The 14,858-nt window shown below is 66.1% G+C and carries 9 protein-coding genes; all 9 read right to left on the bottom strand.

Annotation, left to right across the window (positions count from 1 at the left end; genetic code table 11):
* Positions 1–6: 6 nt before the first annotated feature.
* The 9 genes from A7X97_RS01170 to A7X97_RS01130 are packed head-to-tail and all read right to left on the bottom strand — an operon-like array spanning position 7 to position 14,841.
* A complete protein-coding gene (locus A7X97_RS01170; protein ID WP_111007474.1) occupies positions 7–492 on the bottom strand; it encodes a hypothetical protein in 486 nt (161 codons plus the stop codon).
* Positions 492–3,266 (bottom strand): tail fiber domain-containing protein, encoded by a 2,775-nt coding sequence (locus A7X97_RS01165; RefSeq protein ID WP_146260222.1) that lies wholly within the window; start codon positions 3,264–3,266, stop codon positions 492–494. Before A7X97_RS01165 ends, A7X97_RS01170 begins: the two co-directional genes overlap by 1 nt.
* Before the next feature lie 25 nt (positions 3,267–3,291).
* Positions 3,292–5,829, bottom strand: coding sequence for a phage tail fiber domain-containing protein (locus A7X97_RS01160; RefSeq protein WP_111007472.1), 2,538 nt, complete (start codon positions 5,827–5,829; stop codon positions 3,292–3,294).
* 39 nt (positions 5,830–5,868) lie between these two features.
* Entirely contained in the window at positions 5,869–9,033 is a 3,165-nt protein-coding gene (locus A7X97_RS01155; protein ID WP_111007471.1) for a hypothetical protein, read from the bottom strand.
* 6 nt (positions 9,034–9,039) lie between these two features.
* On the bottom strand, positions 9,040–11,214 hold the full coding sequence (locus A7X97_RS01150) for a hypothetical protein (RefSeq protein ID WP_111007470.1): 2,175 nt from the start codon (positions 11,212–11,214) through the stop codon (positions 9,040–9,042).
* A gap of 3 nt (positions 11,215–11,217) precedes the next feature.
* On the bottom strand, positions 11,218–11,616 hold the full coding sequence (locus tag A7X97_RS01145; protein WP_049397861.1) for a virion core protein, T7 gp14 family: 399 nt from the start codon (positions 11,614–11,616) through the stop codon (positions 11,218–11,220).
* 32 nt (positions 11,617–11,648) lie between these two features.
* A complete protein-coding gene (locus A7X97_RS01140) occupies positions 11,649–12,122 on the bottom strand; it encodes a hypothetical protein (protein WP_049434065.1) in 474 nt (157 codons plus the stop codon).
* On the bottom strand, positions 12,119–14,251 hold the full coding sequence (locus A7X97_RS01135; protein ID WP_111007469.1) for a phage nozzle protein: 2,133 nt from the start codon (positions 14,249–14,251) through the stop codon (positions 12,119–12,121). Before A7X97_RS01135 ends, A7X97_RS01140 begins: the two co-directional genes overlap by 4 nt.
* Complete coding sequence (locus tag A7X97_RS01130; RefSeq protein WP_005412402.1) at positions 14,251–14,841, bottom strand: hypothetical protein; 591 nt, start codon at positions 14,839–14,841, stop codon at positions 14,251–14,253. Before A7X97_RS01130 ends, A7X97_RS01135 begins: the two co-directional genes overlap by 1 nt.
* Between the last annotated feature and the right edge of the window lie 17 nt (positions 14,842–14,858).

The raw sequence follows: 14,858 nt of genomic DNA, 5'->3' as shown, positions 1-14,858 counted from the left end.
AGGGCGTTAGAGCGGAGTGCCGAAGCTGTACTCGTAGCTGCCGCTCAAAGTGATCTGCGTGACGCCATCGGTGACGACTACGGTGAAAGTGCCCATACGGCTAGTGTTGCGGCCAGAGGCGGTCACGGTTCCGCCGAGGCCGTTGCCGGAGATCGAAGCGCCACCGTCCACCGTGCGAGAGATCACCGAGTAGTTGCCGGTGCCGCCCGAACAGCTCACGGTGAACGATCTGCTGATCGTGCCGCTGGTGTTCTGCGGCCAGCTCCCCATCAGCCAGCTCGGCGACAACGACGCTTGGAACGGCGTCGCCTTGACCGCGTTGTAGAACTGCGAGGCGTAGAGCGGGCCGCTCGTGGGTACGCCGTAGTTGGCAGGAACGTCGGGCACCAATCCAGCGCCCCGGTAATACTGGTGCGCGTAGATCGGGTAGCCGCCACCGAACTCGGCGCGGATCATTTCCCAGGAGATCGGGCCGGAGCCGGGGAGGGCCATTAGGCACCTCCCCGCAGCTCGGCGACTTCCTTGCGAAGCGCTTGCACTTCAGCGATCAGAAACGGCACGGCCTTGTCCCATAGGATCGTCTTGATCCCGTTGTGCTCGGACTCGTAGACCATGTACGGCAGCACCTCCTCGACCTCCTGCGCAATTGCGCCGTACTCATGCTTTGCCGAGTAGGTGAAGCCGGGGTTCAGCTCATTGATCCGTTCGTCGTTCCAGTCGAACTCCCGCACGCGGAACTTCGTGAAGAAGTCGTCCACTGCGGAGCGCGCGATGGGCGCGATGTTCTCCTTGAGACGGGCGTCCGAAGCGTAGGAAATGCTGTTGCTCTGACACTGCCAGTCGTTGTTATTGTTGCGGAAGCAGGCCCAGGCGAAACTGTTAGACGCGAGGAAGCCCAGGTTGTTGTCGTTACAGTGGAGCCAGTGAGTCGTTCCGTGATCGGTGTCGTAGAAGGTAATGGTCGGGGAGGTGCTTTCCAGGCGGAGGTCGCCGTCCGCACCGCCGCCAGACGAGATCAACACACGCTTGCTGCCGTAGCTGCGGATGTACATGTTGTCTTGCATGAACCAGCCTCCGCCATGCGGCTCGGAGTACCAGCCGGTGCCGGATTGCTGGGAACGGAACCAGCCCGCGTTGAGGTAAATCTGATCGCCAGCCGTCAGGCGGCCCGCGATATTCGCAGCGCCATTCCAGAACAGGTTGTACCAGCTGTTCGCGTTCCCGCGGGCAATCGAGCAAACGTCATCGCCAGCGCCGTTCGTTCCGTGGATGTACACGGTTCCCGCTGCGCCCATGCCGGTCAACCGCAGAGGCGCGGCGTAGGCCAAAGTGACCTGTCCGGTGAAGGTAGCGCCGCCCAGGCTCGCCTTGCCGTCGAGTGCGGCCTGGAGGCCCGTGACGTTGGCGATGGTGTGCGTGTGGCTCGCGTCGGCCTTGCTGGCGGGGTTGAAGGTGCCCGAGTGCCAAACGGCGTTGCCGTTGATCTTGATCGCGGCCTTGGCCGGGTCGATCTCGATCACGTTGTTGGTCTGAGCCGCTGCGATCTGGAACCTCTTGGCACCAGTGTTGTCATACAGCTGGAGAACGGTCTCAGCGGCGGTTCCCACCTGCTTAAACGACCACGAGCGTTCGCTGTTGAACGTGAGTAGGTCGTTACCGTCTCCCGCAGAACCAACGCCGACAGGTCCGGTGAAGTTCGCCCCGGACAGGTTCGCCTTCGCGTCCAGCGCTGCTTGCAGGCCCGTGACGTTTGGGATGGCGTGCGAGTGCGGCGCCGCGGCCTTGCCGTCGAGCGCAGCCTGGAGGCCGGTCACGTTTGCGATGGTGTGCGAGTGCGACGCCGCGGCCTTGCCGTCGAGCGCCGTCTGCGTCGCGGTGCTGATCGGCTTGTCGAGGTCGGCGGTGTTGTCCACCTTGTCGAGGCCGACCTGCGCCTTGGTGTGCGTGTGGGTGCTCGGCGGGTAGGTCGTCGGCTTGCCGGTGACGTGCGTGTTGAAGTCCACGTCGTTGCGGGTCGCCAGCGCGCCCAGCCCGCCGATGTCGCCAGCCACGAGGGTCACGTCGCCCTGTTTTCCAGCGACGCTGGTGACCTGATCGGTGTTGTCGATCTTCTCCCAGGCGACGCCGTAGAGCGCCTGATCGCCGACTCGCCAGTGGATGTCCCCCACGGTGCCTTCGCCGACGACCTTGTAGAAGTGACCTTTCACGGGATTCGCCGGGAATGCCCCGGTGCTCGCGTCCCACGACCCCATGTAGACCAGGGAGCCGGTAGCCGCAGACTGAGCCTGGGCGGCCCAATGCTTCGCCGAGAACTCGCCCGGCGAAACCTCGGTGCCCTGGGGAGCGTTCGCGTACAGGTTCGCCTTGTCGCGGGCAGCCTCGGCAGCGGTCTTGGCCGACGATGCGGTCTGCGCTGAGGTGGAGGCGGCCGACGCCGAGCCGGACGCTGCGGAGGCATGGCCGGCCGCGGTTACCGCCGAACCAGCCGCTTCGCTGGCCTTGGTGGTGGCGATGGACGCCTGGGCTTCCGCCCGGTTGGCCTGGGAGGTTGCGCTGGTCACCGAGGCGGCAGCAGCGGTTGCGCTGCCAGCTGCGGCGGTCTTGGAGGCGGCGGCCGACTGCGCGTCTGCCTCCACCAGGTCTGCCAGGTCCGTCATTTCCACCAGCACGGCCGCCGAAGCGGCGCGCGAAGCGTCAGCAGCGTTCGCCGCCGCCCGAGCCTGCGACATCGAGTCACCGGCCGAGGCGGCAGAGGCCGACGCTGCCTGCGAGGATGCTGCGGCATCAACGGCCGAAGCACCGGCCTCGGCTGCCTTGGTTGCCGCCGCAGACGCCGATGCGCTTGCTTCGCCAGCCTTTGCGACAGCGGTAGCCGCCGCTTCGGCCGAGGCGATAACGTCGTCCTCGATGCTGGCAGCAGATTCCGCAGCCCGCACGGCGGACGCCTCGGCGGCGTCGGAGAAGCCCAGGGCTTCACTGGCAGACTCGGCCGCTGCGTTCGCCATGCCGGTTGCCACGGACACCAGGTCGCGTACCTGCACGACCGAGCCGGTCAGCTCGTCGGTCAGCCCGGCCACGTCCTTCTGGAGCTGCGGGAACGAGGGGAGGGTGTGGTTGTTGCCCAGGCCGTCCGTCACGACGACGGTGCCTTCCTCCTGAGTCAGCAGCGCGATCATCTGATTCTCGCGCCGGTTCCAGCGGTCTACCAGCGTTGAGAGGCGCGAGGCCAGCTCGGCGTTGGAGACGTAGCCGGGGGTAGTGCTCATGCGGTGCTTGGGTTCTCTCTGAGGGTTATCGGATGCCGAAGGCGAAGCCGCCAATCGACGTGATGAGGTAGTTCGGGTAGGCCGGGGCGTCGTAGCCGTGGACCTGCGGAGGCGGGCTGGATGCGCGACACCGCACGCGGAATGCGCGGGCACCGCCTGTCCATGCGCCGGACGCCGAGAGCGTCACCGACTGCTCGTAGGTGTAGAAGTTGGACGCGGTGAAGGTGTTGCCGTCGCCGCCCATCTGCTGAATCAACGCGCGGTACATCGGCGGCTCGTGCGAGGCGATGACGACCCACACGGAGTCGCGCAGCTCCTCCAAGATGACGTGCAGCCCGTAGACGCGCGTGTTCGCGGTCACGGTCACCGACACGGAAGGCGTATGACCCTCACCAGCCAGCACCGGAGCGCCAAGCCAGAACTCGTGGATCGCCACCCAATCGCCGAGCGGAATGAAATTGTTACCCGCCTGGTAGCAGAGGCTCGTTGCCCCGGTCCACCACACGCCGGTCGCCGACTGGAACTGCCCCACGATGTTGGGGGCATTGACGCGGCCTCGGAAGAACGCGCCGCCGTTGCGGTCCACGTAGAACACCGCGTTGTTGGCGTTCTTCGCGCCGGAGCCAACCCACAGGGGCCAGTCGCCGAGGTTGGAGATTTCCACGCGGAACTCGGCAGCGTTGACGATGTTGCCGTTGCCGTCGAGAGTGTGGGTCTTGAACGTACCGCCGTTGATCGTGCCCGCGTTCGCCGTGAGTGCGGCCAGGGAGTTCACCCTGATCTTGTCCGCAGTGATCGTCCCGTCCACCACCAGCGCACCCTGGATACCCACGGTGGACTGGCCGCCGACCGTACCGATCACGAACGGATACTTGATGCTCGCCAGGGTGCCGCCCGAGGTGTACTGCGGGTGGACGAAGGCGAAGCGATCCGCGGTCACGATGAAGTCGCTGCCGGTCTGCGGGTTCGCGGAGAGGGCGATACCGGCGACCACGGGGACGCCGTTGATGGTGCCCGCGTTGATCTTGACCGAGTAGTTGGCCTGCCACTGACCGTACATGCCGGAGTGCTGCCCGGCGACCACATTGAACTCCTGCCGGATGGTGGCGAAGTCGCCGTCCTTGAACGCCTGGACCTGCGTGGCCGCGATGGCCTGTGCCTGCTCGGCGGTGATCTTGGTGGTGTTGAGCTGCTGCACCAGCGCGCCGGTCGGAGAGGTGACAGCCAGGTCGGCCTTGCGCCAGCCGGTGCCATCCCAAATCTGCGTCAGGTACGCGCCGGTCTGCCCGGTCTTGACCCAAAAGGTCGGAACCTTGAAGCCGCCAGCGGGCGGGGAGGGCTGCGCGTCCGAGAAGATCGTCGGCGCGGTGCTGGTCTCCAGCGTGGATACCTGCGACGCCAGGGCTTCGCGTGCGGACGCTTCGGTGTCGATGCGCTGCTCGAAGGCAGCCGAGACCGCCGACACCTGGCCGTCGATCTCATTGGCGATCCCCTGCGGAACGTTCGCGCCGTAGCTCGCCGCCATCTGCTGCCGGAATGCCGTGTTGGCACCCTCGGCATCCGTCAGGGCTTCCGTGGTCTCGGCCAGGCCAGCGATGTTCTCGCCGTGGCGAACCACTGCCGTCTCAACGTCGGACACGCGGGCCTTGGTGGCGTCAACCTCGGCCATGACTGCGGTGCGGACCTGCGCCGCGCTGTCCTCGATCTCTGCGCCGAGGCGCTGCTCGGTGGCCGCGCGCGCCGCTTCGGTGGTGCTCTCCACCTCGTCGATGCGCTGGTTGAGCGCTGCGGAGATTGTCTTGCCGTTCTCGACCACCTGGCCTTGCAGCTCGGTGATCGCCTCGACGCGCGCAGAGTGCTCGTCGGCGATGGCGCGATTGACCTCCAGGAACCGTGCTTGGTTACTCTGCTCGCCGTAGTCCACCCGCGCGAACAGGTCGATGATCTGCTGCGCGATGACCTTGTTGCCTTCGGTCAGCAGCCCGATCTCATGGGTGGCCGTGCTGATCTTGTCGCCGTAGTCGCGCTGCACGTCGAAGAACTCGTGCGAGCGCATGATCTCCTCCAGGATCGCCTCGGCGTTCACGTCGATGAGGTCGATGCGGGTCAGCAGGTCTTGCAGTGCTGGCGAGCGGAGGAGCTGCTCGATGATTGCATTGAGGTCCGGGTTGCCACCGGGGTTACCGGGGCCGCCACCGGGGAGGCCGCTGCCGCCACCGAACTCGGCGAGTTCCTGGTGCGCGTACAGCAGTTGGCGGAACGACTTGGACAAGTCGCGCGCCGGGAGGTTTGCGCCTTCCTTGTAGTTGACCAGGAGGGCGTCAATCGGCGTGAATCGCCGGATGGTCACAGTGTAGGGTGCGTCGAGCACGCCATCCTGCGACGGAATCTCGATGGTGCTGGCGTCCACCCACGACACGGAGACAGCGCGGGCCGCGTCCGGTTCACCGACGAACGCCCGGATGTGCTCACGGGCGATGTACGGGAACGGCACGGTGAACCGCGTAGGGCCTCCCTCGTAGGTGTAGAGCACGAAGGAAAGGCCGCGCGATAGTTCGATCATGCGTCCTCAAAAAGGTGGAGGCCCCGAAGGGCCTCCTGGTTACGGTCGATCAGTCCCGTCCTTTCGGTCGGGGAACTGCTGTAGGGCTTGATCCGCGATGTTGCGGACGCCCGTCATGTTGTTGAACCACCAAATCTTCCAGAAGTCGCGCATCTGCTTCTCGGTGATCTCCTCGTCGTCGCGGATGGCCGAACCGATCATCCGCGTGCTGCCGTAGACCTTGTTGAACAGGTCGATGGACGGGATGCCCATCACGCCATTCTCCAGGCCGGTCGAGCGGTTGTTGGCGAACACCGGGTCATTGCCCAAGGCGTCCGCCCACACGGCGTCGGTGACCGCGGGGATGACGTTCGACCAGCTCGATTGCGCGACAGCGTTCTTGTAGAAGTTCGCCTGCGTGAGCTGCTTCTTCCGCTGCTCGGGGTTGCCAGCGGTGTTGATGTACGTGCGAGCCGCCCAGCCCATCCCTGCTGCCGAGGTGGACAGCACGACCATCGCGTAGGTGCGCCAGTCGTCGTAGTGGTGGACCGAGTTCAGGAAGTGGCGGGTGTAGCTGTTGACCATGAAGCTGCGGAACTGCGTGACGATGCGGCCGGTGGTGGAGTGCATCAGCTCGATGCTGTCCGAGGCGTCACCTTCGAGAACCTGGTGTCGCGTCACGCGGAACAGGAATGCCCCCATGCGCTCGCGCGTCTGGAACGGCAGCTTGTCCGGGTCGATCTGCTCGATCTGCCGCTTGCCTTTGAGGTAGCCGAACACGTCGGCCTGGGCCTTCTCGTCGAGGCCCCAGGTGCGCAGGCGGGCCACTTCGGCGTCCGACAGCTTCTTGGCGTTAGCCATGTCCAGCAGCCGCAGCAGCGTGGCGCGACCAGCGATGCGTTGGAGCATCGTGTTGATCGGGGCCATGCCGGATGCGACCGAGGTGACGTGCGTCGCCATGTTCATCGCGTTGTCGATCTTCTCGCCGTGCTTAACGTTGAACGTCTGCGGCACGAGCGCGTCCTCGTCCAGGCGCAGGAACGGCGGGTTGCGCAGCCAGTCGGTGCCGGGTGCGAACAGCCGCTCCATCACGCGCGCCTCCTGCGAGGACAGCTTGCCGTCAGCGCCGCGCACCAGGAAGTCGCGGGCGGCACCCACGGAGTTCCAGAAGTTGCGGAGACCGGCATGCGCGATGGTCGGGCCAAGCTCGGCGAACAGCGAGAAGCCGACCTGGTTCATGACGCGGGCGAAGTTCCAGTTGCGCAGGAACCGCGCGTAGCGTGCGCCACGGCTGGCGGGATCAAGTTCGGTGCTGCGGCCGAAGGTGGACTTGAGGCCGATGTCGATCAGGCGCTCGATGTCCTTCACGTCGTCGCCGGACTTGCGGGCGTCGCTCTTGAGCTTCGACACGAAGCGGTCCAGCTGTGCTCGGTTCTTGATGCCAGCCTTCGACGATAGCGCCGACCAGCCGGTGATCTCGCGCATGTAGCGGGTCATCACCGAGTCCACGTCGTTGTCGAACAGGTCGGCCATCGAGACCTGCACGTCCTCGCCAGCCTCGTTGCGGATGGTGGTGGAGTAGGTCTCGTCGAGGTCGATGCGCTTCTTCGCGCGGTCGAGCTTGCCCGACTCGTAGGTCTTGCGCTCCAGCTTAGACAGCAGCTCTTGCGACCGCACGGGCGAGACGCCCGCCTCGGTCAGCATGTTGCCGATCTCCTCGACCGAATCGCTGTCCAGCGGGCGGACCAGCAGGTCCATCCCGTCGCCCTCGAAGTTCGCCTGAGCGCGCTTGAGGTAGGAGCGTGCAACCGCCCCGAGCAGCTCGTCGTCGATCTCGTCGCCTTCGTCGGCGGCGGCCTCCCATGCGCGACGCATGGCGGGCTTGATGAGCTGGTCGATCACGTCGTCCTGGTGGAGCTGCATTTCGCCGAACAGGCGCTTGAAGCCCTTGCCGCTCCAATAGCGCGGCAGGTAGTTGCCGTTCTGCGCCACGTTGGCGAAGCCGTCGAGGTTGCTGTCCTGCGCCAGCTTGAGCGCATCCCGCATCGCCTTGGCGACGCTTCCGGCAGCCTTGGCGGCTTCCGGTGACACGTCCGGCGCACCGCGCACGGCACGGCCGACCTCCTCGTTGAACTTGGCGCGCTCGGAGAAGTTCCACCAATGCGTGCCCGTCCGTTGCTTGTAGGCGTCCCACGCGGCGTTCACTCCGCTCCGCCATTCCGTCTCCATGACGGCCAGGTGGCGCTTGGCGAACTCGCTGGTGGACTCCTGGACCGCGACGGAGCGATCGGTGTACCCGACACCATCGCGGAACAGCAGACGGCCCGCCTCGCGCACCAGCGGCGACTTGGCGCTACCCATGCGGGCAGCAAGGTCGCGGCGGACGGTGGCGAAGTGGGGCGTGATGTGCGCGTTGACCAGCGCCTTGTCGGTGAACTCCTGCTCGAATGCGGTCTCGTTGCGCAGCGGGAGGACGCCTGGCGTCGGGTCGGTGGTGGCGGTGCCAGCAACGCGGGCGGCCGACAGCGAGTCGTCACCAGCCAGCCGCTTCACCACGTCAGGCTTGACCTCGCCATCGAACAGGGCACCCCGGCGAGCGCCGAGGGCACCACCGAACGCGAACGACAGGGCGGCGCTCTGCACGCCATCCGCGAGCGTCTGCTCGGGGTCGTAGGTGGAGGTTGCGGCCGACATCAGCGCGGAGGTGCCCGCAGCCTGTAGACCGGAGCGCACCGCGTTGGCGAGGCGTCCGGCCTTGGCTGCGTACCCCAGGCCGCCCGTGGCGAGATCGAGGCCGGTTGCCACCGGGTCGGTGAAGCCGAGGGCGATCTGTCCGCCCAGGCCAAACTGCGCGAGGTCGTCGTCCGCCATCTGATTCATGAAGGCCACGGATTCCAGATAGGAGAGGTGCTCGTCGGAAGTGGCCCGGCCGAACAGCTCCCACTGCTCCGGGCGCAGGCCCATCGACTCCCAGCGCTTGCGCGCGTCTGCGGGAATGCGATAGCCCTGCTGCGGCTCGTAGCCCAGCTCGGTGATGAAGCGGTCGATGAAGCCGATGCCGCCCTTTGCCTGGGCAGCGCCCCATCCGTCCCATACGGTCGTCTGATCCTTCCGGCGCTGCGCGGCCTCTCGCTGCTCCTTGCGCTCGCGCACGGCTTGCACGATGGGCTGCTGGGTTGCCGGCTTGACGATGTTCTCGTCTGCGCCGGGTAGGGATTCAAACATGCGGTCTTACTTCCTCGTCAGGTACTCCAGGAAGTCCTCGGGGACTGCCGGGGTGGTGGTGGTTTGCTTGGTGCCCGCGTTGGGAACCAGCGGCTTGGTGAGGTCGAACTTGGGCAGCTCGAAGGCGGGAGCCTCGGCGGCGCTAGCGTCGCGCTTGGCGATGGTCGCGGGGATTTCCGTGGTCGCCGACTGCGAGCGCAGGTCGCGGATGTTCCGGGACTGGTCCGCCCAGGTGGTGCGCTGCTCGACCCGACGACGCGCCTGGGATTCCGCAAGGTCTCCCTTCCAGCGCTGGTGCTGTGCCGCGATGGCACGCGGATCGAAACCGATGGCGCGGCCGGTGTCCGGGTCAGGGATCAGCCAGTTGTCGGGGCCGACGATCTGCCACTGCCCCGGATTGCGGGGATTCGGTAGGGCCGACAGCTCATCCGGGTCGCGGCCGAGCTTACGCGCGACCGTCTGGATCAGCTCGTCTACCGCTGGCTCGGCACCCTGCGGCATGCCGATGTTCGGCACGCGACGGCCGTTGACGGTCGTGCGCTGGGCGTCGATCTGACCGACCGCCGCACGGATGGCAGCTTCGCCGGACACGCCGCCACGAGAGGCGATGCGCTCGGCTTCCTGGCGGATGCGGTGCAGCTCACGCGGGTCGCGCGGCTTGCCGTCGATCTCCAGGTAGTCCTTGATGCCGGACTTCCAGGTGTCGTTGATGACCGAGCGGGCCTCCTCGACTTCGCGCTTCGGTTGCGTCAGGACGCGAGCGGCCTCCTGGTGGGACTGACCACTTCGCCGGGTGTCGTAGAGGTACTGGTCCAGCATTGCGGCAGCCTCGCCGCCAGCGACCGTATCGGCGTACTTGGGCGAGACCTTGCGGAGCTGTTCGTACAGCGTCGCGGCGTTCTGGAAGTTCTCCTGGAACGCGGGGTCAGCGCGCTTGAGGATGCGTTCGAGCTGGGGGATGACGATGCCCTGTCGTGCCCACTTCTGGAGCACCTGGCCGCGTGCAGCCTGCGGGGTCTCCTCCCACTCCTTACCGGCCTGCTTCTTGAGGTCGGCGTCGCTGATCTCGTAGGGATTGCCCCCGGCTACCAGCTTGCGGATGCGCTCCTCTCGGGCGCGCTCCTTCGCTTCCTGCTCCCAGCGGCGAAGCGTCTGCTCCTGCTGGTTGTTCCAGTAGCGCTTGAAGGACTGGAGGTCGCCGCCGCTCAGGCCGAACTTGCTGGCCCAGGTGTCGATGGTCTTGTGGGTGAGCTGGCCGCGATCCGCGAGGCCCTGGAGCGTCCACTCGGCCTCGGCCATCGCCTGCTTGCGTGCCTCGTCCTCGCGGTGTGCGATTACGCGGGCACCTGCGGCAGCCGCCGCGCGCAGCTCGTCGCCGTGCTCGGTGTTCATCAAGCCGGGCTGGCCGTCGCCGCGGTCCTGCTCCAGGAACGCCAGGATCGACTGAGGATCACGGTTTCCCGCAGCCAGCTCCTCCTTGGCGGCCTCGACGTAGAGTTCGTCCACGTCGCGCTTGTTGAGGTAGGCGTACTCCTCCTGATCCAGCATCGCGTACAGGCCGTTCATGCCCTCGGAGGTGAGGAACGTGCCGCCCTTGATGCCGTCGCGGATGATCGCGGTCAGCGACTCCTTCTGCCGCACCAGCATTTCCCGCATCGAGTCGGCCTGCCACTGCTGGCGGACCTGCTGCGCGGCGCGCATAGCGACCGGCATCAGGGCCTTGCGGACCTGCGGGTCTTGGAACTCGGGGTTCTGCGTCAGCGCCGCCATCCGCTCCTTGATGAGCGGCTCGATGTCGGTGCCGGGTTCGGCCTTGGCGATCTCCTTGGCCGCTTCGATCTGCCAGTCGCGGACGCGGATGATGCCGTCAGCCTTGAGGTAGCCGCGACGCCATGACTCCGACTGCTGGGCAACGAAGTCCTCGGCCTGCCGGGGCGTACCCTCGGCGTCCTCCTGCATACGTTGGGTCGCCGCGGCGGTGTACTGCTCGCGGCTGTTGGAGATCATCTGCGAGTTGACGGAATCCGAGACGCGCGTCAGCACCGCAGCGGCGGTGCGAGAGAGGGCACCGGCACCAGCGGAGGACGCCTGGTCAGCCTGCACCGCCAGAACGGGGCGCTCGGCGAGACGCTGCGGCACCTGCGCGCGGCGGATGATCTCTTGGGGTTTCGTGCGAGCCACGGGTTACTCGTCTCCGGGAATGGAATAGCGCTTGTAGGTTTGGATGTTGCTGTAGGCGTTCGCGCCTGACTGCATCACGCCGCCCAGCGCCTCGGCATTGCCGGTGCGGATACGAGCGCGTGCTTCGGAGCCGCTTTCGACGACTCCGTTCCTGCGGTTCTTCTCGATGAGGGCCACGTCACGGCCAGCCTGGGCCATGATGTCGTTCGCCAGCAGCTCGACCGAGTTGCCGGACACTGCCGCTTCTGCTGCGGAGGCGCGCATCGCGGATCGCAGTGCGCGGGCCTCCTCCATGCGCTGTTGGGTGCGCTCGGCGGCCTGGTCGTTGATCTGCTCCTGCTGACGCTCCGCGGCTTCCTCGATGGCCTTGTTGTTCTGATTCTGGCCGTACATGGTCGCCATCGCGCTGACTGCGGCGATACCGACCTGGACTGCTACGGGGTTGCACATGGGGTCTTGGTTACTCGGACGAAGGGTGTCTTGGCGAAGCCGTAGGCGGACTCGACGCCGCTCTCGCGGAATCCAAGCCAGCCGAGCCATCGCCGCGTGGTGACGGCGTGGACATCGACGAAGTTGAAGATGGTGCCGAAGGTGGCCGCCCACTCGTCGCTGATCCGCCGAGCTTCTCGGAGGAACGTGCGGCGGAACGAGGGAGCCACCAGGGCGTCGGTGCCCAGCAGCCAAACCGAGGCGATACCCTCGGCGTGCTGGGTGAAGCCGAAGATGCACACGGGAGAACCGTCGTGCATCGCGGCGAAACTGCGGTCGCTCGCGGTAACTGCGTATGCGAGCGCCTGGAGCGGGGTGTGACCATGCGAAGCCGCCACCTCCAGGATGTCCTCCTGCCGCATGTTCTCGGCGACGTGGAGGATGTCGCTGGCGGTGGGGCTTCGATAGGTCAGGGTCATACTCGGCTGCGGGAGACGAACATGCCGCGCCACTGTGCTGACTGGAACCAGCACTGGAACGGCAGGCGGTTGACGAGGTGCATGCGGACGCTGTTGGCGTCGCCCAGCACGGGGAACCGGCGAGAGCCGGAGTGGAACGTCGGGGCGCTGGTGCGGAACACCGAGTCGTTGAGGACGCGCGCGGTGTATGCACCGGAATGCGACGCCACGTAGGTCTCGACTCGGCCGTTGCCGTGCTGCTCGACCTCCAGCTCGAAGTACGCACCGTCCTTGTAGGCGACCTCGATGTCACGCACCTGCGTGCGGCCCACCAGCACGGCCTGGTTCTGCCCACCGCGAACGATGGGCTTGGTCAGGGTGAGTCGGTGCTCGTAGTCCATGCCGACGACCACGCGGCCCTCGGTGTGGTTACCGGGGAGCGCGAGGCGGGTGCGGGCGTTGTCCCAGCGCGCCTTGGTGATGTCCAGGTACGCGCCGGGGTCTTGCCAATCGTCCGTCTTGAGGACGGTGACCGTCATGCCATCGGGCACGATGTAGGGCAGGTCGATCCAGGTCTCGTTGCCGAACTGCTGATAGGTGGGCTGCACCACCAGCATGCGGTCGAGCAGGAAGTTGTAGTCGCCCGTGGCATCCGCGTCGTGCTGGTTGAGCACCATACGGAACTTGAGCAGCTCGCAGCCGCCTCCTGGCGCTTCCGCGACGGCGTACAGCACGTCGTTGATGGCGTGCATGTGAACGATGCGGCCGACGCCGGAGATTGACCAGCGCGTCCATGCGGACTGCTGCTTCTCGTCGCCGATCCAGCGGACGAAGTAGACGTAGAGCTGCGCGTCGGTCGGCTCGTCAGGAGCGAAGAACACGCAGTCAGCACCACTTGCGCTCGCCATCGCTCGCATGCGGCCCGGCATCAGCTTGGGCACATGCGCGGTCACGTCGGCGGCGTCGCCGGTCACCGACAGGTCGTCGATGAAGTATTCGCGCACGCTTGCGTATGCGCCGCTGTCCTCGGTGAAGTACAGCGACTCGCCCATCAGCTTCGGCCGGATGTACGGCGAGCTGCTGTAGCTGTTGACCGGATCGCTCTTGACGTTCTTGGCGGCCAGGTACGGCTCGGCGGTCAGAAGGAACTGGCCGCCCGCAGCGGCAAGGAACAGGGCCGACTGGAACGGGACTGCGTGATAGAGCGTGGTGACGCCGTTCGACCCGCTGACGCTCACGTCGATTGGGTCGGCGTCGAGCACCTGGGTCACCGAAGTGCGCCAGAGGTTGAACGGATCGGAGACCTCGGACATCAGCACGTTCTCCCCGGCCAGGAAGCCCAGGCGGTCCCGGTGCTTGAACACCTCGCGGATGCGCTGGCCGTCGATGGACGGGAACGGGTTGCTTTGCTCGTCACCCGCGAGGCGCGCGGTCCACTCCGGTCCACCGAAGGAGAACCAAAAGCCGTCCGCATGCACCGGATCGGGGATGCGCTTGAGGATGTGCGGCATCGTCTTGGCATCGAAGCGGTGCTTGATGCCCGGCCGGGCGACCTCCAGGTAGACCGAGGAGGACTGCTTCTGGACGTAGTAGTCGTCGAACTGCGATTCGGACGAGCCGATAATGTTGTAGATCGCGCCGGTCGGCACAACGGCCGAGCCTTTGTCACCGGGCTTCGGCAGGTCGGACATCGTTTGCGCCGATCCGTACAGCGAACCGGGCGACAGCTCATCGCTCTGCTTCACGTCTACCAGCCGGTTGACGATGAAGGTGGTGTCGGAGAACGTCGCCAGCGCGAAGCACGACCACGCACGCTGTCCCTGGGTGTCCAGGTAGTTGAGCGCGTCGCCCGTGGCGTTGACGGTGTATTCCTTGCCGGTCTCGTGGTCGAACACGCGGATGCTGCGGTGACCCACGGCGACGATGTAGCGCTCGTTCTCATCGCGGACGATGGAGTGGAAGGCGCAGTCGTGATCGAGGGTGACGCCAAGGCCAGCAACGAACTCGGCGGGCGGACGCTTGCCAGCGCCCATTGCGGCATGCAGCCAGGCGTTGATCGCCTTGGTGAGCTGGTTCGGCGAGCGGACGGTATCGTCCTGCTGCGACTCGCCTCCCAGGAACGAGGGATAGTCCCCCGTGATTAGCGGCATCAGCGGTCCCAAATATCAGACACGTCCGTCGAGCCACTGAGGAAGTTGTGGCCGCGGGCGTAGGTGAAGTCGGCGTGCTCCTGCGCGAAGATGAGGTATGCCTCCTCCTCGTGCTTCTCGGTGAACACGTAGAGCTGGTCGCTACCCAGCACGCTCGTCTGGAACAGACGCGCAGCGCGCACGGCGATGTAGCGGCGGGCCGACTCGGGCAGCTCCTCGTAGGCGAGGAACCAGGTCACGAAGTCGGCGGTGGGTGCCGACGAGAACGTGTCGGCGAGGGTGAGCGGGTTGATGAGGCGCGTGCCTCGGATCACCAGCGGCTCGCTTCCGCGTGCGGGGACGAGCTTGAGGATCGACTGCGGCGGCAGCACCTTGCCTTCCGCGTTGAGCGTGAAGGTGAACGACTCGCTGGTGTTGAACCACCAGCCAGCGGTTTGGACCTCGCGGCTCACCGCGCGGAGGGTGTCGCGCGCCTGCGAGGCGTACAGGTTGCCGAGCGCTTCGAGGTCGCTGATCGGCGCTTCGCCGATAGCACCGAGCAGCACGTTGACGGCTTCGAGTTCCGTGGTCGGAGTGAGTTCGAGGTTCATGAATTCGGGGCAAAAAA

Source organism: Stenotrophomonas sepilia, from assembly GCF_003244875.1.
GTDB classification, from domain to species: Bacteria; Pseudomonadota; Gammaproteobacteria; order Xanthomonadales; family Xanthomonadaceae; genus Stenotrophomonas; species Stenotrophomonas sepilia.
Note: the sequence above shows the minus strand (reverse complement) of the source record. Positions and strands in the feature narration are given on the sequence as shown.